Genomic DNA, 21,084 nt, shown 5'->3' with positions numbered 1-21,084 from the left:
GCGCTCAGGGTGTTGTGGGCGCTCAGCGGAAGCGGACGACCGCGCTGTGGCCATGCCGGTCGGTGGTGTCGACGACGATTCGCCAGCCACGTCCGCGGCGGCTGACACGCAAGCCGGCGGTGAGCGAAGTGGTGACCGGGCTCAGGCCGGGTTTGTCGAGGTCCACGGTGATCGAGGTACGGGTCTGGGTCGGGTCGGAGATGGTGACCACGCCACCGACCGAAACGACCGATGCCGGGCCGTCGGTGGTGAGCTCGGCGACCGTGCCGGCCGTCCAGAAGTTCGCCGCGAGTACGTCGTTCAACCGGATCGCGTGTGCCGTACTGTCCGAGCGGAGCTTCTGCACGGGGAGCTTGTTGGCGTACGACTTCGTCTGGTCCAGGGTCGCCGTCGGGAGCTGCACGTAGTAGTAGCCCTGGCCGACCGGTGCGGCGCCGTGGGCATACCAAACGGTTTGGTATGGCCGGGTGATCGGATCGTCGGTGCCGTATTTCAAGTTGATCTCGCGCCAGGTCGCCGTCCGGTTCTCACGCAGGCTCTGGACCGGAGTCCGGTCCGGGAAGATGTAGCCGCCCGTACCCTCCAGATGGCACCAGCCGGGGGCTGCGGTGAACGTCTCGTTCCCGGTTCGCAGTTTGCGGTTCTCCACGATCGTCTCGACCGTGCCTTCACCGGTGATGCCCGAACCGACGCACACCATCACGTCGTCGATCAGGAACCAGCTCTTCAGCGCCCGCAAGTTCGTCCCGTACCCGCGCAGATCCATGCCGTAGGCACCTATCGTCCGGCCCGGTACGGCCGCGCCGCCGACCCAGTCCGCCGCGCTGGTACTGCGGAAACCGTACGAGTCGGCCAGCCGCCGGGTGTCGACCGTTGTCCCCGGCAACCGGTACGGATCGACCGTCGGCCAGTAGTCGCCGGAGTAGTGACCGAGGTCGTCGTCGTACAGCAGCACCATGCCGTCGGACAGATGCCAGCCGTGCAGGTTCTCGTTCTGGATCGATTCGTAGTTGTAGATCCGGGACGAGTACGCGCTCAGCCCGATCGTGAAACCCGGCCGGTGATGCGCCGCCTTGTCCATCAACGGGTACTGCTTGTGGACCACCAGCGCACCGCGAGCCGGCGCGGACGACGCGAGAATGGTGCGCGCGGCAACCAACGACGCCGGGTCGGTCACCTTGAGGAAGTCGCGGAAGGTGTCCTCGGTGATCCACTGCTTCACCAACGCGGTCAACTGGGTTGCCCGCGGGGCCGGCGCGGCCGGAATCAGCCGGAGCGTCCCCTCGATGATCGTCTGGGTCGGCGCGTGGTTCTGCTTGCTCGGCCGGGCGATCTCGCGACCACAGACCGAACCCATCAGATCGCCGCGCACCATCAGCGGGTCGAAGGCGTCGTCGATCCAGTGGTAGATGTTCTCCAGATCCGGATCGGTGACGGTCCACTCGGTGCCGCCGAGCAGGTAGAGCAACGAGGACAGCGTGCCGAGCAGTTCCTTGCCGTACCCGCCGTTGTACGGGTGCTTGTAGTGCTGGAGGAACGAGCCGTCGCTGTAGAACCCTTCGCCGGTTCCGTCGACCCGGCCGGGCGCGTCGTTGAAGGCGAGCACGCTGTTCGCGCCGGCGCCTTCGGTGTCGCTCAGTGCGTCGCGGACGCGCACCAGAGCTGGCGTGTCGCCGTCGAGGACGGCGCGGATGGCGACCACGGTTGCGATCCAGACGCGGTTCGCGCCGGTCGCGATCTGGCGGTCGGCGCGCCAGAGATTCGGGTCGGGGGTGTAGTAGTTGATGGCTTGGGTGTACGTCGTGCGTACGGCGGCCGGGATCGCGTCGTACAGCAGAACCAGGGTGTCGGCGAAGGCGGATGCGCCGCCGATCTCCCAGTCGTAGTCGTTGTCGTACCGCGGGAGGGTCGGGCTGTAGCGGTTGGTGTGCATCCATTCCAGGGCGCCGCGGATGTCGTCGGCTACCGAGGTGTTTCCTTGGTAGGACGAGCCGTTGGTTGCCCAGGCGACGGCGAGTTGCTTGATCCGGCGGAAGTTCGAGGCGACGTGGTTGGAGAGGGTGGTGCTGGCGAGATCGGGCCAGAGGAAGGTGCGGTTCGCCGATCGGTCGAGGGTGGTGAGGGCGGACTGAGCGGCGCGGTCGACGCGGGCGATCGCGACGGCAAGATCCGGGTCGGTCGGGTCGACGGACGGACCACCGGTCAACAGCGTCCCCCAACGCAACCGAAGCTCGTCAACGGTGGAGGCGGCGCGGGCGCTGGAGGTCAGAGGTGAACCGGCGACGGCCGGAATCGTGGAGGCGGCTGCTGCCGGGCCGGGCAGAGCAAGCAGCGCGGCACCACCCAGCGCACCACCGAGCACGGCGCGCCGACGCGGGGTGATCTCTGACGTGCGGGTGGCGGCGGTGCCCTCGCGGGAAGTGCCGTCCGACGTGGGGGCGGCGGGGGTTGAGGTGCGCCGGCGCGGGGTGAGGTCTGGCGTGGGCGGAGGCGGGTTTGACGTGAGCCGAGGGGAGGTGAGGTCCGGTGTGCGTTCGCCGGGGGTGCGGTTCGGCATGAGGGTCCTCTCAGAACGCTTGGGCGATGGCTTTGGCGCCGGTGGGGTTGGGGTGGAGGCCGTCGCCGCTGTTGTAGGTGGGGTGGAGACGGGCCGGGTCGGCCGGGTCGCGGAGGATCACGTCGACGTCGACCAACCGATCGAAGCCAGGGAAGGGGAGATCCGTCCGGCGACCAGCCTGGTCCGGGCGGACGCCGGCGTTCAGCTGGTCCCGGCGGAGGGTGGCGTTCAGCTGGTCCCGGTTGAGGGTGGCGTTCGGTTGGTTTTGGCGGAGGGTGGCGTTCACCTTGTTGCGGGTCTGGTTGAGTTCTGGGGTGTAGCGGGGCCAGCCCTTGAATGGGGGGATGGTTGTGCCGATTACCTCTAAGTCGTGATCGTGCGCGCGTCGTACCAGCTGCTCGTATGCCTGCAGGATCCGGCCCGGATCGGGCTGGCTCGGTGGTTGCTGGATGTCGTTGATGCCCAGGAAAACGATGAGTTTCCGCAAGCCGGGCAGGCCGAGTACGTCGCGGTCGAACCGCGCCTGAGCGCTCGGGCCGAAGCGGGCGTCGTCGAGCAGCAGCCGGTTGCCGCTGATGCCGAGGTTCGCGATCGCGGGCCGGCGCCGGAATCGGGCCGCGTACTGGTCCGGCCAGCGCAGGTCGGCGTTGTCCGGCGTGCCCACACCCTCGGTGATCGAGTCCCCGAGCACCGCCACGGTCGACCGTCCGTTCGCCGGCACATCCACCCCAGCCAACAGAAACACCGAGTTCGTCGACCGATCCCCGACCGTCCCAGTCACATCCGCGTTCGACCGTTCCCCGATCGTTCCGGTCGCGTGTACGTTGCGGTGGAAACTGATCGGTCCTGTCGGTCCCGGTAGGTACATGGAGACGACGAGATCGCCGCCGTCCGGTACGACCACGTCGACCGGATCACTCACCACCGTGGCACCCGCCGCGAGTAGTACGTCCCGCGCACCGCCGAACCGCACCGGCGTCGCGTTGGCCGTGATCGGTCCGACCACGATCGGCGCCGTACCGAACGGGTTGGCGAACCGCAGCCGAACCTGTCCGCCCGCGGACAGCCGCAACGCGTTCCGGATCGTCGTGTCGCTGAACCCGTTCATCGCATCCGCATCAGCCGCGGTAGGCGCGGTTTGAGCAGTCGCCCAACTGGTGACCCACCCACGCGCACTGCTCGCGTACGAAGGCGTACCCCACAGCGTGACCGAACCGGCGGCCGCCCCACCGAGGACGAGCCGCCGCGACACCTTGCCCATCAGCAGCCGGCTGTCGGGTTGTAGTCCGCGCCGAACGTTCCGACCGAGTTGCCGGTGGTGTTTCCGGACATGGTGTTCCCGCAGACCTGACCCTGCGGCGTACGCATGAACTTGATGCCACCGGCCGCACTGTTCGTGATCGTGTTTCCGTAGATGTCGTTGCCGGTGCCATCGGTTTCCGTGTCACCGCCGAGGCGGACCCCGGCGCCGACGTTGTCGTGGATCGTGTTGTAGCGGAAGGTGTTCCCGCTCCCCCGCGCGTCCAGCCCGCCCGAGCTCGGGTCCTGCTGCTGGCTGCAGTCGTTGTACTCGACAACGTTCGCGGTCGAGTTCTCCTTCACGTCGACGCACTCGTTGCCGTACGTCGCGATCGTGTTGGCGTGGATGTGGTTGTTCCGGCTGCGGTCGGCCTGCGCGTCCGGCGCGCCGTTCGCGCCCTGCTGTTCGGGCGCGGTCCCGAGGTAGATGCCCTCGCCGTTCTTCCCGCCGTCGTTGAACTTGAAGTCCCAAACTCCGCACGGCCCGATGGTGTTGTCATGGACGTCCGCGTTGGTGACCAGGTAGCGCAGTCGCAGGCATTCACTGCCCGCGTTCTTCAAGCGCATGTTCCGGATCGTCAGAGTACCTACGCCGTCACCGGGCGACGTACTCATCACGTACACGAGCTTGTCGCGGTAGCCGGCTTTGCTGGACGACGATCCGGCGAGACCATCGATGGTGAATCCGTCCAGAGTCACGCCGTCGTGCTGGACCTGGAGGATGCGCGAGTTGCCGGCGCCTTTCACCACCGCGGTCGACGGTCCGGTGATGGTGACGCCGGAGCGTACGGTCACCGCGTCCTGCAGATAGGTGCCGGAGGCAAGGTGTACGGTCGCGCCGCGCGGGGCGGTGTCGAGTGCCTTCTGGATGGTCGCGAACGGCGTACTGGCCGACGTACCCGAACTGGTGTCGTTTCCGGTGGTCGATACGTAGTAGTCGGTCGCGGCGTGTGCTGGTACGGCGGGGAGCGCGAGCGTGATGCCGAGGAGCAGGATCGGGACGGTTCTGGACATGCTGGTCCTCCTGATTGGGCGGTCGGATGACGCGATATCAAGCGCGGTCGGCGACGAGCAGGCCGACCAGAACCGGAACGGTGGTGCCGAGAAGCAACGGGCCCGCCGGGACGACGAGCGAGAACACGGGTGCGGCGATCGCGGCGCCGAGCAGGGCGGTACCGCGCGGGACGGAGGTGAACGCGAGCCGGAAGGCGGTTTTGCGCCAGGTGGTTGGTAATTCGTCCGGGGCTCGCGCGGCGGCGACGGCTAGCGCGAGGTGGTAGGTGATCGCGGCGGCAAGCAGGCCGACGTGGACCATGAACAGTGCGACCACCAGCGGCCCTGACTTGCCGGCCAGGAACCACAAGTTGCTCACAGCAACCAGCGTCGCGACGGTCATCAGGATCGAGTGCGGCAGCAACGGGCGCCAGAACTTCCGCCATCCGGTGAACACGCCGGCGAAACACCGGCTGTCACCGTCCCGCCGCCACCGCTCCAGAGCGAATCCAACCCCCGCTAGCGCCGGCAACCAGGTGACGATCCCCAGCGCCAGCACAACAAACGCAGCCCCCGCCATGGCCGGAAAAGTCACCCACCCGAGCAGATCCAGCACCCGCCGCCCCATCGCGCCGGCGGTGCTGATCGACGCGTTCGGGGTGCGGCTCCCCGGCGCAGGAGTCCGGATCCCCGGCACCGGACCTCCATTCCCCGGAGCACCCCGGCCCCGCGCCGGCCGCTTGGGTTGAGAGGCGTTCATATCGTGATCCGGGTCGTGATGGTTCGGATGATGGCGTGGAGACCCTTCGTGCCCTCGATCAGGCCGGCGTCGTCCGGGAGCAGGCCGGCGTCGTCCGGGAGCAGGACGGTTTCGTCGGCGAAGGTGATGGCGTGGCCGCGGCGCACGGGGAGGCGGCGGGCGGTGGGTGGGGTTGGGTGGAGGGAGGAGGTGGGTTCGATGGTGGTCAGCAACGTGGCCGTCGTGGACTGTGAAGCGGTGGCGCGGAGGGTGTGCATGGTGCGGGTCAGGCGCAGGCTGGGGGTGCTCGAGGTCGGGTTGGCCTCGACTTCGGTGATCGCCGGTTCGACGGAGACCGGACCGTGCAACCGGACCCACGCCTGCGCCGACCCGGACCGCAGCGCGATCTCCGCGCCGTACTCGATCGGCCAATCCGCGTGCAGCAGCAACGTCCAGTCCCGCGGCGCGTCAGCCGCGCACCGATCCAGCAGAACGATCCGCCCGGCCGGCGTGAACACGAGCGTACGGTCGAGCCGCGTGATCCCCAGCTCAGCCGGATACATCGCCGCGAGTCGTGCCGTCGCGTGCACCACCCCATCGGCCGCGTACACGTCGACCATCCGCGCCTGCCGCTCGTACGGAATCCCCTTGTACACGTGATACCGGTCCTCGTCCGCGTACCCCAGACCGTCGACCAGGATCAGATTGTGGTCCCCCGCGCGCTTCCGGTTGCTGTATCCCTCGTCCACCGCGAGAAACGCGCCACGCGAGGTCAGCACGAACGACCCGGCATCGGGATGGTGATGCCCGGCGCTCAACGTGTCCCAACCATGCTCACGATCCAGCTGGTGCGACAGCTCCCACGCCTGATGCCCACCACCGGGCGCCGCCTTGAACGACACCATCGTCGCGTCGTCGTCCCACCCGGTCCGCGCGGTGACCAGGCCGAGGTCCGGAAAGTACGCGGACAACGGCGTACGCTCCGCGGGCGCGACCGCCGGCAACGTGTCGTCGTACCAGAGCATTTCCAGGTACGCCTCGGGCATCACCCCCGGTTTGACGCCACTCGCGTACGCCTCACGCCAGAAGAACCGTTCCGCGACCTGATCCGCGAGCCACTGTGCTTCACCGATCCGGTACGCGGCCGCGAGCTTCCGGTACAGCGCGACGCTGTGACCACTGCGCCGGTCATGACAGTCGCCATGATCGATGTTCTCCTCGAAGCCGGGCGCGCACTGCTGCAACCGGTACGAGAACGTGTTCTTCAGGAACGCACAGCGATCCCACCAGTCCAGTTCTTCCTGGTCCTGCAGGAGATCCAGGTACGTCGCGAGCCACGGCACGCCGTACCGCCAGTACACGACGCCTTCCATGTCCGACCCGTCGGCCGGTAGGACCTCGATGACCGTGGCGAAGTTGGCCTTCGCGCGTTCGGTCCATTCCGGCCGCTGCAGCGCGTACCCGGCGGTGGCGAGGCCGGTGTAGCAGATCCAGTTGTGGTTCTGCCAGTACGACGAGCTCCACCACGTACCTTCGGACTCGACGGCGAAGTCGTACAACCGCGAGCCCTGCAGTTCGAGCTTCGCGCGCAGTTCCTTGGCGAGTTCGAAGTCGTCGCCGAGCCAGACCGGGGCGAGCGACAGACCGTGCAGCAGCCAGCCCGCGTCCAGGTCGTGATCGGGCAGGTGCGCCTTGCCCCAGTGCGGAAAGCCGATGGCCGCCGCGATCCATCGCGCGGCCTCACTCCGGTACCCCTCGTTGCCGGTGAGCCGGTAGGCCAGCGCGAGGTTCGCGGCGGCCGGGCCGAAGTACGTGATGCTGGCGGACGGATGTTCGGTCGGCGGGGTCTGCGTCCGGTACCAGTCGCACTGTTCGCGCAGCCGTTTCCACTGCGCCGCGTACCTGCCGTCGAGGCCGGCCCGCAGTACGTCGAGACGCTGCTCATACATCGCCGATCACCTTCTCGAAGTCGATCGGCGCGGTCGCGTACACGGAGCGGAAGGTCGCGGACGTACCCACGACTGTCCAGTCCACCCAGGTCCGCACCCGCTGCGGATCGTCCGCCGGGCCCGGCCCGGGCCGCGTGACTGGCACCGGCACCGAATCGGTCCGCTCCTCACCGGCCGTGTCAGCGCTGCCGTGTCCGACGTGGAAGGCATATAACGTCTCCGCGCCGACCCACGTCGTGCGAACCCCATCCGGTTCGACCTCGACCGTCAGCTCCACGTCCGGCCGGAACTGCAGTACGATCTCGCGCTCCCGGTCGGCCGTCACGCGAACGATGTCGACCAAGTACCCGTCACCGGGAATCAGCTGCCGCGTGGCGCGGACACCCTCGTACCAGCCCTCGACCTCCACGGTCACGGACGTCCCGTTCCGCGTCAGTACGCCGGTCGCCTCCGCCGGTTCGAGTCCGTCGATGCGGATCGTCGGATGCGCGGCGACCGACTGATAGTGCCGTCGCCACTCGGCATGCCCGTACGGCACCTGCCCCGGATCCGGCTGCCACGGAGTGGTCGCGCCGTACAGGTACAGCGCAAGTTTGTCGTGATGCCCATGCGACCCGCCGTGCGGACCATGGTCGAGGATCGCGTGGATCCCGCCGACCCGCACCACCGCGTACGACCCGGTGATCGCCCGCGACGATCGCGAACCGGCCCGCGGCGGCCCGGCGAACCAACCGATCAGTTTCCGCTCCAGACCGTCGTACTCCGGTCCGACCTCCGCCTGCGCCCGTTGCGCGACCGAGGAGAGTTCAACCGCCGAGGTGAACTGCCGGGCCAACGCGGCGATCTCCAGCCATTCCAACGCCAACGGCACCCGCAGGTACGGTCCGTCGTGCAGCGCCGGCAGGATGCCGCCGTCAGTGGCGATCCCGGCGAGCGCGGCGATCATCGCTTCGAGCCGATCGGGTACGGACGCCGGATCGATGCCGCGAAGACTGAGCAGGTACGCCCGCAGCACGAACCCGTGGTAGTACGTGCTGGCCTCCCACTCCCAACCGTCCTCGCCGGTCGCGATCTCCAGGTGCGCGAACTGCCCGAGCTCGCCGGTCAGCCACTCCCCCGCGCCGTCCCACGCCTCGCCCCGAACCGCGGCCGCCGCCTGGCCCGCGGTCGTGCCCAGCGCGTTGAACCAGGCCGTGTAGTTGGACGAGAACTTGCCCTGCGCAACCATCGCGTCCCGGGCCCGGCGCGCGCCGACGACCATGTCGTCCAGCATCGGCAGCGTCTCGACCAAGTCAGCCGACGCGGCTCCAGCGGAGGCCAGATTGAGAATCGAGTGCGCGATCGGCACACCCCAAACCGCATCCGTGAGCGCCTGATGGAACAGCCGGCCGCGCTGCATCCACCCCTGCGCCTGCTCGTGCTCGCCGGTCTTCGTCAGCTCCAAGTACAACCGCGCGTACGCCGTTAGCAGCTCGCCGCCACCACCCTCGTACGAGAGCAACCGAATCCGTCGCGCCCACCAGTGATGCGCAAGGACGGTCCACGCGCCGCGTACGGCCGGACTGTCGACGCGGCAGCCGTGGACGCACGGCACGCCGCCCGCCGGAAACTCACCGGTTTCGAACCCGATGTGCTCCAGCTCGACGCCGTGCGCCGGGCACACGTACTCGTGCCACCAGCCACCGCGCTCGGCCGGCGGATGTCCCGTCAACGGGGCCACGTGCCACCGTCGATGTCGATCGTGATCCCGGTCAGGTAACCGGACGACGGCAGCGCCAGGAAGCGGACCGCGTTCGCGACGTCCTCGACCTGCCCGGCGCGGCCGATCGGCGTACCCGCGACCATGTTCGCCTGTGCTTCGGTCGTGGAGAACGTCTGATGGAACGCGGTCTCGGCGATGTACCCGGGCGCGACCGAGTTCACCGTGATGCCGCGCGGCCCGAGTTCCTTCGCCAGACCCTTGGTGAACCCCCGGACCCCGGCCTTCGCGGCCGCGTACACCACCGAGCCCGGTCCGCCGCCGTTGTGCGCGGCGAGCGAGGACATCGTGACGATCCGCGGGTTCGCCGACTGCGCCAGGTGCGGGATCGCGGCCCGGGTGGTCCGGAAGGTGGCGCCGAGGTTCACGTCCACGACCTGCTGGAAGTGCTCGTCGGTCATCTCCTCAACCTTGACCCGGCCGATCAGGTGCCCGGCGTTGCAGACCAGTACGTCCAGTCCGCCGAGGAAACCGATCGTTTCATCGAGCAGCCGGTTGACCTCCGCCGTGCTGGTCACGTCCGCGCCGACCGCGATCGCCTTCCGGCCGAGTTCCTCGATCTCGGCAACGGTCCGCGCGGCGGCGTCCGCGGACTTGCCGTAGTGCACCACGACGTCCGCGCCGGCCGCGGCCAGACCGAGCGCGATCCCGCGGCCGATGCCGTGCCCGGCCCCGGTGACCAGTGCGCGCGTGCCCTGCAGTTCCATCACGTGCTTCCCTTCGGTGGCTGTCATTTGATGCCCGCGGTCGCGAAACCTTGGACGAAGTAGCGCTGCCCGATCAGGAACAGCACCACCATCGGTACGGTGGCCAGCGTCGTACCGGCCATCAGGAACGCCCATTGCGTGTCGTTCTCGGTCCGGAACACCGACAGGCCCACCTGGATCACCCGCAGGCTGTCGCTCTTGGTCACCAGCAGCGGCCAGAGGAAGTTGTTCCACGAACTCTCGAAGGTGAGCAGCGCGACGGTGATGAACGCCGGTTTCACCAACGGCGTCATGATCCGCGCGTAGATACCCAGCTCACCAAGACCGTCCAGCCGGGCCGCCTCTTCCAGCTCGACCGGCAGGTCCAGGTAGAACTGCCGGAACAGGAACACCGAGAACGGACTGACCGCGCCCGGAATGATCAGCGCCCACCAGGTGTCCAGCCAGCCGGTACCGCCCTGGCCGGTGATGTCGTTACCGCCGAACAACGGCATGAACCGGACGATCAGGAACTCCGGCAGGATCTTCGTGTACGTCGGGATCATCAGCGCGCCGACGAAACCGAGGAAGATCAGCGAACTGCCCCGGAACCGCAGTCGCGCGAGCGCGTACCCGGCCATCGACGCGATCACCACGTTCAGCAGGGTGTGACTGATCGCGATCACGAAACTGTTCCGGGCGTACGTCGCGAACGGCGCCGCGCGCAAGGCGTCGACGTAGTTGCCGAAGGCCCATTTCGTCGGGAACAGCCGGGGCGGCACCGCGGCGATGTCGCCGGGGGTCTTGACCGAGGTGAGCAGCATCCAGACGAACGGCACGATCATCACCAGCGAGATCGCGGCCAGCGTCAGGTACAGCGCGACCCGGCCGGGCCGGACCTGCCGGCGGCGGGCGCGACGGACGGTGTCAACGGGTGCCACGGTCACCTCCGGTGATGCGCCGGTTCACCAGGGTCAGGATCAGCAGCATCGCGAACAGCACCAGGCTCTGCGCGCAGGCGTACCCCATCCGGAACTCCCGGAACGCGGACTTGTAGATCTCGTACGTCATCATCGTCGTACTGTTCGCCGGCCCGCCGTCGGTCAGGATGTACACCTGGTCGAACGACTGGAACGCGCCGATCACCGAGGTGACGAAGACGAAGAACGTGGCCGGCCGGAGCAGCGGCACGGTCAGGCTGAAGAACTGCCGGACCTTCGAGGCGCCGTCCACCGACGCGGCCTCGTACAGGTCGGTCGGCAGGCTCTGCAGGGCGGCCAGGTAGATCAGCATCTTCAGGCCGATCCCCTGCCAGATGCCGACCACGATCACCGCCGGCATCGCCCAGGTGGTGGACGACAGCCAGGCCGGACCGTCCAGGCCGAGGAACGACAGGATCGCGTTCGCCAGTCCGCTGCGCGGGTCGTAGATCCACAACCAGACCAGCGCCACCGCGATCGTCGCGGTCACCTGCGGGATGAAGATCGCGGTCCGGAAGATCGCCCGGCCGGCCAGCTTGGTGTTCAGCATCAGCGCGATCAGCAGCGCGATCCCCATCGCCACCGGGACGGTGAAGAACGTGTACACGCTGGTGTTCAGTACCGCGCGCCGGAAGACCTGGTCGCCGAGCAGGTCCTGAAAGTTGGCCAGCCCAACGAAGCGCGGCGGCGTCAGCACGTCGTACGAGGTGAAGCTCAGCACCACCGCGGCGACCAGCGGGATGCCGATCCAGATCAGCGCGTGCAGCAGGGCGGGCGCGACCATCAGCAGACCGGCCCGCCGCCGGGCGCGGCCGAGTCCCTGGCGGGACACGTCGGATCCAGGCGCGCCGGGCCGACCGGTACTGCCCGCGGACCGCTCGCGGGAACCGCGCCTGCGTTCGGCGGTCGATACGACGCTCACAGCCGCGAGATCGCTTCCTTGCTCAGGTTCGCCAGCTCGTCGATCGCTTCCTTGGCGGTCCGCTGACCGACCACCGCGGTCTCCAGGGTGGTCTTGATCTTCTCCCGGATCTCCATCCAGGCAGCGGTACCACCCTCGGACCGGGCCTTGCTCATGTTGTCCAGGGCAAGCTTCACGAAGCCGTTGTCCTTGACGTACTCGGACGTCCGCAGGTTCTGGACGCCGGGCACCGAACCGCGCTGCTCGGCAGTCGGCAGGATCGAGTCCGGCGAACCCATGTACTCGACCAGCGCCTGCGCGGCGGCGGCGTGCTTCGTCGAAGCGGAGCGAGCCACCAGGGTCCCGCCCTGCAACATCGCCGGCACCTTGTTGGCCAGGATGAACGCGCCGACCTTGTCCTCCTTGAGCAGCTCCGGGTTCTCCTTCTTCAGCTGCACCCAGAGCGAGTTGTTCGCCATCATCATCGCGGACCGGCCCTGCTGCAGCGTGGTCGGCTGACCGGCGGCGGACTTGAACGAGTAGTCGGCGGACTTGTCCTTGAGCACGTCCAGGAACAACTGCAGCGCCTCGACACCCTTGTCGTCGTTGAACTTGACCTGCTGCCCGGCCTCGTCGAACAGGTTGCCGTCGTTCGCGAACAGGAAGGTCTCCCAGCACTGCCGCAGATCGATCGAGAACGGGTCGAAGCCGACCCGGGTGAGCTTGCCCGAACCGTCCCGGCGGGCCAGCTCCTTGGACATCTCCCGCAGCTCGGCCCAGTCCTTCGGCGGTGCCTTGATCCCGGCCTCGGCGAACAGGTCCTTGCGGTAGGTGACGATCCGGGTGTCCAGCACCATCGGCAGCGCGTACAGCTTGCCGTCGAAGCGCGACGGCTCCAGCACCCGGTCCTCGTACTCGTACCGCTTGGCCAGCTCGTCCGGCAGCGGCGCGAGCACCTTCTTGTGCGCGAACGGCGGAATCCAGCCGACGCCGAGCATCACCACGTCCGGCATCAGCCCACCGGCCAGGCTGGTGGTGAGCTTCTCGTTCAGCGCGTTGTACGTCGTGTAGTCGACCTTGACCGTGACGTTCGGGTTCTTCTGCTTGAACGCGGGCAGCAGCTTGCCCTCCAGCAACTGCTTGCCGGTACCACCCTCGAACAGTGGGGTGAGCAGCGTGATCTCGCCCTCGACGGGTCCGTCGGCGGCGGCCTGATCGCCACCGGACGACGTGGAGCAGCCGGTGGCGGCAGCGACCGCGCCGAGCCCGAGGGCCGTCAGGACTGATCTACGGGTGTACTCCATGGCGCGCGCCTTTCGTGGTGCTGCTCGTGATGCTGCGGAGAGGTGGTGTGGTGGAGCTCGGTGTAACGATGCACCAGCCAGAGCGGCGCAGTTGTGCGGCGCTGGTGCAACGATGCACCGCATGCTAGGAAGGGTTTTCGATCGGCGTCAAGGGGTCGGCTCGGACGAACTTCGACTGGACATTAGTGCACTGGTGATGCATCGTTGCACTGCGTCGTTGAAGGACACGGGACGACGGAACGACGGGGTGACAGAATGCGCGGGTGGCCGGTGAATTGAGGACGGGCGAGGTGACGATCCAGCAGGTCGCGACCGAGGCGGGGGTTTCGCCGAGCACGGTGTCGAACCTGCTGAACGGGCGCGGCCACCGGATGCTGCCCGAGACCCGGCAGCGGATCGAGCGCGCGATCGACAAGCTCGGGTACCGGCCGAACCGGGCCGCCCGGCAGCTCCGGACCGGCCGGAACACCACGATCGGGCTGGTCGTGCCGTCGGTCGGCAACCCGTTCTGGGGTGCGCTCGCCCGGCACTTGGAGTCCGCGGCGCTCGCGGAGGGGTACCACGTACTGCTCTGCAATTCCGAGCGCGATCCACGGCGTGAGCGCGACTACATCGACGAGTTGTGGGCCGATGGCGTCCAAGGCGTCGTACTGTGCTCGTCCTTGCCGTCGCTCGAACACGTGATGCCGCTGGTGGAGCGCGGTCTGCAACTGGTGGCCTTCGACCGTACGTCCCAGGCCGGCGATCCGGCGTCGCTGGTGAGTATCAGCGTCGACAACGCGATCGGCAGTCAGCTCGCCACGCAGCACCTGACCGGGCTCGGGCATTCACGGGTGGCGTTCGTTTCGGGCGCGCTGGCCAGCGTGAACCGGAAGGAGCGGTACCGCGGGTTCATCGCCGGGCTGGAGCAGGCCGGTATCGACGCGGAATCCGCCGTACGCGCGCCGGTGAAGGGTGACGCGGACGACTTCGGCGACGTCGAGGCGTCCGAGCTCGGGCGCGCGGCGGCTGCCGAGTTGCTCGCGCTGGATGAGCCGCCGACCGGGATCGTCGCGATCAACGACATGTGCGCGCTGGGGGTTTGCCGCGGCTTGCGGGATGGTGGGCTCGAGGTCGGGAAGGACGTGTCGGTGGTCGGGTTCGACGACATCGTGCTGGCTGATCTGTACGCGCCGACGCTGACGACCGTTCGGCAGCCGATGCCGGAGATGGCGGCGGCCGCGTTCACCCAGTTGCGGGCCCGGCTGGAGAACTCGGGTCCCGCGCAGGGGCAGTCGCTGCTGTTCCGCCCGGAGCTGATCGTCCGCGAATCCACCGCACCCCCACCCTGAGCCGATCAGGTCCGCGTAGGGTTGGGGCGTGCAACGGATCTCGTCGCGGAACGCCCGGTTTCAGGTCTGGCAGGCGTCGCTGACCAATCGGACCAAGCGGCAACGATCGGGCGAGTTCCTGGTCCAGGGCGTCCGCCCGATTTCGGTTGCCGTCGACAACGGATGGCCGGTGCGTACGGTGCTCACCGACGCGTCCCGGCCCTTGTCCCGCTGGGCGTCCGACCTGTTGCGGCGACTGCCCGACGTGGAGCGGGTGGCGATGGCGCCCGAGTTGCTGGCCGAGCTCGGCGAAAAGGACGAGGCCGAGCTGATCGCCGTACTGGAGCTGCCCGCCGACGACCTCGGCCGGATCCCGGTCGGGCCGGACTTCCTCGGCGTCGTGTTCGACCGGCCGACCGGACCCGGAAACATCGGATCGATCATCCGGTCCGCGGACGCGTTCGGCGCGCACGGGGTGATCATCACCGGGCATGCGGCCGACGTGTACGACCCGAAGGCGGTCCGCGCGACGACCGGATCGCTGTTCGCCGTACCCGCCGTCCGCGCTCCATCACATCGCGAAGTACTCGACTGGATTCGGCGTACGGACGTACCGGTCGTCGTGGTCGGCACCGACGAGCACGGTCCGACCGATGTGGACGCGTTCGACTTCACCCAGCCCGTACTGCTGCTGATCGGCAACGAGACGGCCGGCCTGAGCAGCGCGTGGCAGGAAGCGGCCGACCACCTGGTCCGCATCCCGATCACCGGATCGGCCAGCTCACTCAACGCCGCCAACGCCGCGACCGCCGTCCTGTACGAGATCTCGCGCCAGCGTTCCCATTCGTTCAAGACGCGCTAGCGCACCCGGCCGTACCGTGACGGCATGAGGCCACAACCCTTGATCGCGGTCAGCGACGTGGAGAAGAGCAGTGCCTGGTACCAGACGGTGCTTGGCGCGGTCAGTGCGCATGGCGGACCGGAGTACGAGCGGCTCGAGGTCGAGGGGGTGCTCGTACTGCAGTTGCACAATCTGGAGGTCGGGCATCATCACGGCCGGTTCGGCGATCCCGCGCATCCGTTGGGGAACGGGGTCGGGGTGTGGTTCGAGACGGACGACCTGCCGGCGGCGGCCGCGCGGGCCGCGGAGCTCGGCGCGACCGTCGAGAAGGAGATCCACCTGAACCCGAACGCCCAGCACGATGAACTCTGGCTCCGCGACCCCGACGGCTACCTGGTGGTACTCGCCTCAGTCGGCTAGGTCAGGCTGTGCAGATGAGTTCGCCGTGCAGGATGGAGATCCAGCCGTCCGGCTGGTCGCGCCAGGTCTGCCATGCCGCCGAGATCGCTTCGAGCGTCTGCTCCGGCACACCGGACGTACGCGCCTGATCCGCCATCGCTGACTTCAGCACCCGATCCGCCCACATGTCACCCCAGAACGCGCGCCCCTCCGGATCGGTGAACGCCCAGGTGGACGTGGTCGCCTCCACCTGCTCGAATCCGGCCGCCCGCGCCCACGACAGCAGCCGCCGGCCCGCATCCGGCTCACCCCCGTTCGCGCGCGCCATCCGCTGGTACAGCTCCATCCACTCGGTCAGCTCGGGCAACGCCGGGTACCAGACGAAACCGTGATAGTCCGAGTCGCGTACGGCCACGATCCCACCGGGCTTGCAGACCCGGCGCAGCTCGCGCAGTGCCTGCACCGGATCCGCGACATGCTGCAGTACCTGATGCGCGTGCACGACGTCGTACGCGTCGTCCGGCAGGTCCAGGGCGTGCACATCACCGACGACGAACTCCACGTCGAGGTCCAGGCCTTCGAACGCCTTCCGGGTGATCCCGATCGCCGCGTCGCTCGCCTCCAGCGCGGTCGTCCGGCCCGGCTCGACCAGCCGCGCCAGGTCCGCGGTGATGGTGCCCGGCCCGGCGCCGACGTCGAGCAACGACATCCCCGGCCGCAGGTGCGGCAGCAGGTACGCCGCCGAGTTCTCCGCCGTCCGCCAGCTGTGCGACCGCAGCACCGACTCGTGATGGCCATGCGTGTACACGTTGTTCATCCCAGGCTCCTTTGCCCTCGCCGTCTGACGCCCACGCTAGACCAAGATCTTGCTTTTTGAGACATATCATCCTGTATTTTGAGACGATAATTGAGGCGGCTTCAGGTCTGACACGCCGCGCCCGTCGCGTTCCGGTGCCGGCCGATAAGGTACGGCGAGTGCAGTCGAAACCGATGCTTGTCGTGGTCAGTGGTCCGCCCGGAACCGGGAAGACGACGTTGGCGCATCGGATCGCGGCGGCGATCGGCTGCCCGGCGATCTGCCGGGACGAGATCAAGGAGGGGATGGCGCACGCCACCCCCGGGTTCGTACCCGGTCCCGGCGATCCGTTGACGATGCGTACGTTGTCCACGTTCTTCGACGTGATCGGCCTGCTGGTCGGGCGCGGTACGACCGTGGTCGCCGAGGCCGCGTTCCAGGATCGGCTGTGGACGCCGGGGCTGAGCCCACTGCTCGGCCGCACCGACCTGCGGATCGTGCACTGCAGTACGCCGGCCGAGGTCGCGCTCGCGCGGATCACCGCCCGCTCGGATTCCGACCCGCGGCGGGCCGCGCACGAGGATGCCCAGATCAGCCCGGACGCGAGGTTGCGTACGCACAACGCCTTCCAGCCGGTCGATCTACCCGTCCCCACCTGCACCGTCGACACCACCTCCGAGCCTCCGCTGGCGGACATTCTTCGGTTTCTGTCGCGCTAACGACAGGAGGTAGTCGGCTCCGCGGGGCCGTTGGTGGGCCGTTCAGGCGGGAACTGGGCGAGCGTGGTGGACTACCTCCTGTCGAACTGGCGCGGACGAGAGGGGACGGGTGTGTTCGAGGGGTTGACTACGGCGCACGTGGCTGATGCGTGTGTACGGGCCGGGGTGCCGGTGCGGACCGTGTCGGTGACGCCGGTGGGCGGCGCCGCCGCGGGTGGTGCGGCGAGCGGTGGGGTGCGGGTGGTGGGGCGGGTGTTGCCGGCTCAGCATGTGGGCAGTGTGGATGTGTTTCTGGAGGCGTTCGAGTCCGCGGTGGCCGGTGATGTGCTGGTGGTCGACAACGGCGGGCGGCGGGACGAGGCATGTGTTGGTGATCTGGCCGCGCTGGAGGCGAAGGCGGCCGGGGTCGCGGGGATCGTGATCTGGGGACTGCACCGGGACACGGCAGACATCCTCGCGATCGGGCTGCCGGTCTTCAGCCTCGGCGCGTTGCCGACCGGTCCGCTGCGGCTCGATCCGCAGCCGGCCGATGCGTTGTCCGAGGCAACAATCGGCGAGTGGGCGGTGACGCGCGAAGACGTTGTGCTCGCGGACGAGGACGGCGCGATCTTCGTCCCCGCGGACCGGGTCGACGAGCTGACCACCCTGGCCGAGTCGATCCGCGACACCGAGCGCCGGCAGGCCGCCGAAATCCGGGCCGGCCGGACCCTCCGGCAACAGGTGAGTTTCACCCAGTTCCTGGAGAAGAGAGCAGCCGACCCCACCCTGACCTTCCGCCGGCACCTCCGCTCAATCCAGGCATCAATCGAGGAATAGGGCACTGCGTACCGATCGGACCGCTGGAGCGATCTCTTCTGCCCAGCGGGAGAGTTGGGTGGCGTACGGGTCCGGGCCGTTGGGGAAGAGGGTGAAGCCGGCGGCGTCGTGGTTCAGGACCGCGTCGGTCAGTTCCTCGATCCATTGGGACGGGGAGCCGCCGAGCCAGCGGCCGGTGTCGTCGCGGGTGCGGCGGAGTGGGGTTTCGGTGATCGTGCCGGGCAGGTTGTAGATGGTCGCGATGTCGGACGGTTTGCGGCCGGCCGCGAGTGCCGCCTCGTCGATGATCGGGCGGGACCAGCGGTACCGCTCGCTCAGCCAGTCGGCCGCGCGGCCGGGGATCCAGCCGTCCGCGTTCCGGCCGGTCGCGGCGAGCGACTTCGGCCCGTTCGACCCGGTCCAGATCGGCGGCGCGGGTACGGCGGCCGGCCGGAGCGCACCGATCGGGTAGTGCTTGCTCGGCACCGGCGTACCACCGGCCGACAACGCCTGGACGAGCCGCATGGCCTCCTCGAACGCCTCGACGGCCTCAGCCGGACGCAGTTCGGGTACGCCCATCGTGGCGATCCGGTCCCACGCCCCACCAGCACCGAGCCCGAGCACGAACCGCCCGCCGGACAACGCCGCCAGCGAGGTCGCCGTCCGCGCCAGCACCGGCGCCGGACGCAGCGGCAGGTTGGTGACGTTGACGAACGCACTCAGCCGCTCGGTCCGCCCGAGCAGGAAGGCGACCGCGGCGTACCCGTCGACCATGTCCGGTACGTACGGATGATCCGCGAGGCTGACGTGATCGAGCCCGTCCCGATCCGCCTGCCGGGCGAGCCGCACGATCTCGCCGACGTCGCGTACCGCGTCCGGTGAGCCGTACCCGAACCGTACAGTCATGACTTCTCCTCAAATAGTTCGCTGTCCTAACTAGTTGTACCACGAACTATTAGCTGAGCGGACTACCATGGGGAAATGGTGACGACGACGGCCCGGAACAGCGAGCTCGCGGAGGCGTTGGTGCAGGCGATGCACCGCCTGCAGGATCTGCATGCCGAGACCAGTCGGCCGCTCGGTCTGACCCCGCAACAGGCCCACCTGCTCTGCGTACTGATCGCGGCCCCGCTCGGGATGACCGAGCTGAGCCGGATTCTGAGCATCGAACGGTCCAGCCTGACCAGCATGGTCGACCGGCTCGAGCGCCGCGAACTGGTCGCCCGTACGGCCGCGCCCCGCGACCGCCGCGCCTGCCTGATCGAGCTCACCCCGGACGGCCTCACCCTCGCCCACCAGTGTCACGACGCGGTCGTCGACCGCATCAACACCCTGACGGCCGACCTCAGCCAAACCACCCGCCGCACGCTGGTCACGGCACTCCGCACCATCACCAGCACGCCACCCACCATCTGAGCCGCACCGCCCGAATCGGCTAGCGCCGGCCGCCGAACTCCCAGGGGTGTACCTCGGCGTCCGCCGCCTCGACCAGCGCGGCCGCGGCGGCGCGATCCGGCGCTTCGACCAACGCCGCCCTACCAACCTGACCGTCGTCGCCAAACAGATCGCCGTACACGATCAGGTGTTCAGAGCTGAGCGGCCGGGCCGCGTCCTTGGTGAGTACGAGATACCGGTTGTACGCCTCGACCGCATGCTCGAATTCCCACATCGTCCGACCGGTGTGGTTGACGAAGCGATACACCTCGACGGTCGCGAAAGCACCGCCGAGGTAGTACGGCTCGTCGTACACGAACGTGTTCAACGCGCCGGCGTCCGGCAGGTCGATGATGTGCAGGCTGCCGGTCGACGCCTCGCGGTCCGCGGTCAGCGTCGGGCCGCGGGCGATCAGCTGCGCGTCGTACCGGTCCATGAAGGCCCAGTGCTCCTCGGTCAGCCGGCCTTTCAGCTCGCCCGCGCCGTCACGATCCCGTCCGTAGACGAAGTACTGGGTCACGATTCCAGGTACAGCCGGAGGATCGTGTCGTAGTCGACGATCTCCACGCCGGGAACGGACGCGACGATCTCCTGCGACGGCACGATCGCGAGCTGCCGCGAGTCCGTGTTCGCGCGGACCGGCGTACGGAAGCTCCGGCGGCGCTTCTTTCCGTTGACCACGTCCGCGACCGGGAGCTCCAGCCGGCCGAGCACGTTGTTGCCGTCCGCGCGTTCGAGGACGAAGTCCGCGTCGGCCGGCTGCCGGACCAGCTTGGTCGCGCCGAACACCGACAGCAGGATCTCCTCGTGCTTGTCCAGGAACTCGTCGACGCCGAGATCCTGCAGACCGTGCGCGAGGTACGTGCTCTCGAACGCGTCCGCCTTCAGCACCACCGGGTCGACCGGAAGGCTGATCGTGCCGATCGGGTCGAGATGCGGACGGGCGTTGGAGTACGTACGCAGGAAGTCGAGGTACTTGTCGGCCGGCTCCGACCGGTGGATCGCCAGCGCGAAGAACACCCAGTGCGCGCGGAACGCGTCATCGGCACCGTGCACGAGCAGCGCACGATCGAAGGTCGAGTAGTTGCCCGGCGCGAACTGGAGCAGCTGGTCGCCGCGGCCGACGAACTCCTCGCCGAGCAGGTTCGCCGCGTTCGGGAACCGTTCGGTCAGCGCGCGCTTGCCGGCCTCGGTCGCGATCGTCGCGTCCTTGAACAGGTTCTCCCCCGGCAGCGTGATCACCGGGTCGCCGTCGCCGACGCCGAAGTACTCCTCGACGCTCGCCGCCTTCTGCCGCCGGACCTCCAGCGTCCGGTACTCGCGGCTCAGCCCGACCAGCTCCAGAATGTTCCAGTCCGGGGTCTCGGTCAGCACCATCATCCGCGGGAACAGCATCGGGCCGGGCAGCTCGGTCCGGTGGCTCACCGGCAGATGGCCGCTCACACCCTTCAGGTGCTCCGCCCAGAACTGCCCATTCACCTTCACGAACTCGGTCGGCTTCATCGTTCTCCTTGCTCGAACACTCGGACTCAACCTTCAACCCCGGCCCGAGCCGACCCTATTCCCCCGCTCCGGAGGCCCGGCCCCCGACCGGCGTTTCCGCAGGTCAGGGACCGGTCGGGG

Annotated in this window: 20 protein-coding genes; 6 read left to right on the top strand and 14 right to left on the bottom strand. The window is 68.4% G+C overall.

Features of this window, described 5'->3' with window-relative positions; translation table 11 throughout:
- Nucleotides 1-22 precede the first annotated feature (22 nt).
- The 10 genes from HDA44_RS30655 to HDA44_RS30610 form a co-directional block, all read right to left on the bottom strand.
- A complete protein-coding gene (locus HDA44_RS30655; RefSeq protein WP_184840365.1) occupies nt 23-2,557 on the bottom strand; it encodes a polysaccharide lyase 8 family protein in 2,535 nt (844 codons plus the stop codon).
- A 10-nt stretch (nt 2,558-2,567) separates the two neighbouring features.
- Entirely contained in the window at nt 2,568-3,818 is a 1,251-nt protein-coding gene (locus tag HDA44_RS30650) for a GDSL-type esterase/lipase family protein (protein ID WP_184840363.1), read from the bottom strand.
- Nucleotides 3,818-4,870, bottom strand: coding sequence for a DUF1565 domain-containing protein (locus tag HDA44_RS30645; protein WP_184840361.1), 1,053 nt, complete (start codon nt 4,868-4,870; stop codon nt 3,818-3,820). The genes HDA44_RS30650 and HDA44_RS30645 overlap by 1 nt, the downstream gene beginning before the upstream one ends.
- A gap of 37 nt (nt 4,871-4,907) precedes the next feature.
- Entirely contained in the window at nt 4,908-5,546 is a 639-nt protein-coding gene (locus tag HDA44_RS30640; RefSeq protein WP_202887649.1) for a hypothetical protein, read from the bottom strand.
- Nucleotides 5,547-5,605: 59 nt separating this feature from the next.
- Complete coding sequence (locus tag HDA44_RS30635; protein WP_184840359.1) at nt 5,606-7,537, bottom strand: heparinase II/III family protein; 1,932 nt, start codon at nt 7,535-7,537, stop codon at nt 5,606-5,608.
- Nucleotides 7,530-9,257, bottom strand: coding sequence for a heparinase II/III domain-containing protein (locus HDA44_RS30630; RefSeq protein WP_184840357.1), 1,728 nt, complete (start codon nt 9,255-9,257; stop codon nt 7,530-7,532). The genes HDA44_RS30635 and HDA44_RS30630 overlap by 8 nt, the downstream gene beginning before the upstream one ends.
- Nucleotides 9,245-10,030 carry an SDR family NAD(P)-dependent oxidoreductase gene (locus HDA44_RS30625; RefSeq protein WP_238352585.1) on the bottom strand — a complete coding sequence of 262 codons (786 nt, stop codon included), beginning with the start codon at nt 10,028-10,030 and terminating at the stop codon, nt 9,245-9,247. Before HDA44_RS30625 ends, HDA44_RS30630 begins: the two co-directional genes overlap by 13 nt.
- A complete protein-coding gene (locus tag HDA44_RS30620; RefSeq protein ID WP_337906605.1) occupies nt 10,027-10,923 on the bottom strand; it encodes a carbohydrate ABC transporter permease in 897 nt (298 codons plus the stop codon). Before HDA44_RS30620 ends, HDA44_RS30625 begins: the two co-directional genes overlap by 4 nt.
- On the bottom strand, nt 10,910-11,794 hold the full coding sequence (locus tag HDA44_RS30615) for an ABC transporter permease subunit (RefSeq protein WP_202887647.1): 885 nt from the start codon (nt 11,792-11,794) through the stop codon (nt 10,910-10,912). The genes HDA44_RS30620 and HDA44_RS30615 overlap by 14 nt, the downstream gene beginning before the upstream one ends.
- Before the next feature lie 86 nt (nt 11,795-11,880).
- Complete coding sequence (locus HDA44_RS30610; RefSeq protein WP_184840355.1) at nt 11,881-13,167, bottom strand: ABC transporter substrate-binding protein; 1,287 nt, start codon at nt 13,165-13,167, stop codon at nt 11,881-11,883.
- A 263-nt stretch (nt 13,168-13,430) separates the two neighbouring features.
- Here HDA44_RS30610 and HDA44_RS30605 point away from each other — a divergent pair, with 263 nt between their 5' ends.
- Genes HDA44_RS30605 through HDA44_RS30595 form a run of 3 tightly spaced genes read left to right on the top strand, consistent with a single transcriptional unit; the run spans nt 13,431 to nt 15,738 of the window.
- Nucleotides 13,431-14,498, top strand: coding sequence for a LacI family DNA-binding transcriptional regulator (locus HDA44_RS30605; RefSeq protein ID WP_202887646.1), 1,068 nt, complete (start codon nt 13,431-13,433; stop codon nt 14,496-14,498).
- 28 nt (nt 14,499-14,526) lie between these two features.
- Entirely contained in the window at nt 14,527-15,339 is an 813-nt protein-coding gene (locus HDA44_RS30600; RefSeq protein WP_184840353.1) for a TrmH family RNA methyltransferase, read from the top strand.
- 24 nt (nt 15,340-15,363) lie between these two features.
- Entirely contained in the window at nt 15,364-15,738 is a 375-nt protein-coding gene (locus tag HDA44_RS30595; RefSeq protein ID WP_184840351.1) for a VOC family protein, read from the top strand.
- 1 nt (nt 15,739) lies between these two features.
- On the opposite strand, the gene HDA44_RS30590 is transcribed toward HDA44_RS30595, so the two are convergent.
- Complete coding sequence (locus HDA44_RS30590; protein ID WP_184840349.1) at nt 15,740-16,534, bottom strand: methyltransferase domain-containing protein; 795 nt, start codon at nt 16,532-16,534, stop codon at nt 15,740-15,742.
- Nucleotides 16,535-16,692: 158 nt separating this feature from the next.
- Between HDA44_RS30590 and HDA44_RS30585 the strand changes: the two genes are divergently transcribed.
- Nucleotides 16,693-17,232, top strand: coding sequence for a P-loop nucleotide/nucleoside kinase family protein (locus tag HDA44_RS30585; RefSeq protein WP_337906603.1), 540 nt, complete (start codon nt 16,693-16,695; stop codon nt 17,230-17,232).
- A 111-nt stretch (nt 17,233-17,343) separates the two neighbouring features.
- The gene (locus HDA44_RS30580) at nt 17,344-18,048 is read left to right on the top strand and encodes an RraA family protein (RefSeq protein ID WP_184840347.1); all 705 of its coding nucleotides are present in this window, start codon (nt 17,344-17,346) and stop codon (nt 18,046-18,048) included.
- On the opposite strand, the gene HDA44_RS30575 is transcribed toward HDA44_RS30580, so the two are convergent.
- A complete protein-coding gene (locus HDA44_RS30575) occupies nt 18,034-18,933 on the bottom strand; it encodes an LLM class flavin-dependent oxidoreductase (protein WP_184840345.1) in 900 nt (299 codons plus the stop codon). The two genes, HDA44_RS30580 and HDA44_RS30575, sit on opposite strands and share 15 nt — an antisense overlap.
- 75 nt (nt 18,934-19,008) lie before the next feature.
- Here HDA44_RS30575 and HDA44_RS30570 point away from each other — a divergent pair, with 75 nt between their 5' ends.
- Complete coding sequence (locus HDA44_RS30570) at nt 19,009-19,443, top strand: MarR family winged helix-turn-helix transcriptional regulator (protein WP_184840343.1); 435 nt, start codon at nt 19,009-19,011, stop codon at nt 19,441-19,443.
- A 19-nt stretch (nt 19,444-19,462) separates the two neighbouring features.
- Here the strand turns inward: HDA44_RS30570 and HDA44_RS30565 are convergent, their stop codons facing one another.
- Both HDA44_RS30565 and HDA44_RS30560 read right to left on the bottom strand, forming a co-directional pair.
- A complete protein-coding gene (locus tag HDA44_RS30565) occupies nt 19,463-19,981 on the bottom strand; it encodes a YciI family protein (RefSeq protein ID WP_202887645.1) in 519 nt (172 codons plus the stop codon).
- Entirely contained in the window at nt 19,978-20,964 is a 987-nt protein-coding gene (locus HDA44_RS30560; RefSeq protein WP_184840341.1) for a hypothetical protein, read from the bottom strand. The genes HDA44_RS30565 and HDA44_RS30560 overlap by 4 nt, the downstream gene beginning before the upstream one ends.
- Nucleotides 20,965-21,084: the final 120 nt, after the last annotated feature.

This window comes from Kribbella solani (assembly GCF_014205295.1).
In the GTDB taxonomy this organism is placed as follows: domain Bacteria; phylum Actinomycetota; class Actinomycetes; order Propionibacteriales; family Kribbellaceae; genus Kribbella; species Kribbella solani.
The sequence above is the reverse complement of the archived record's forward strand: the minus strand, read 5'-3'. Positions and strand labels throughout refer to the sequence as shown.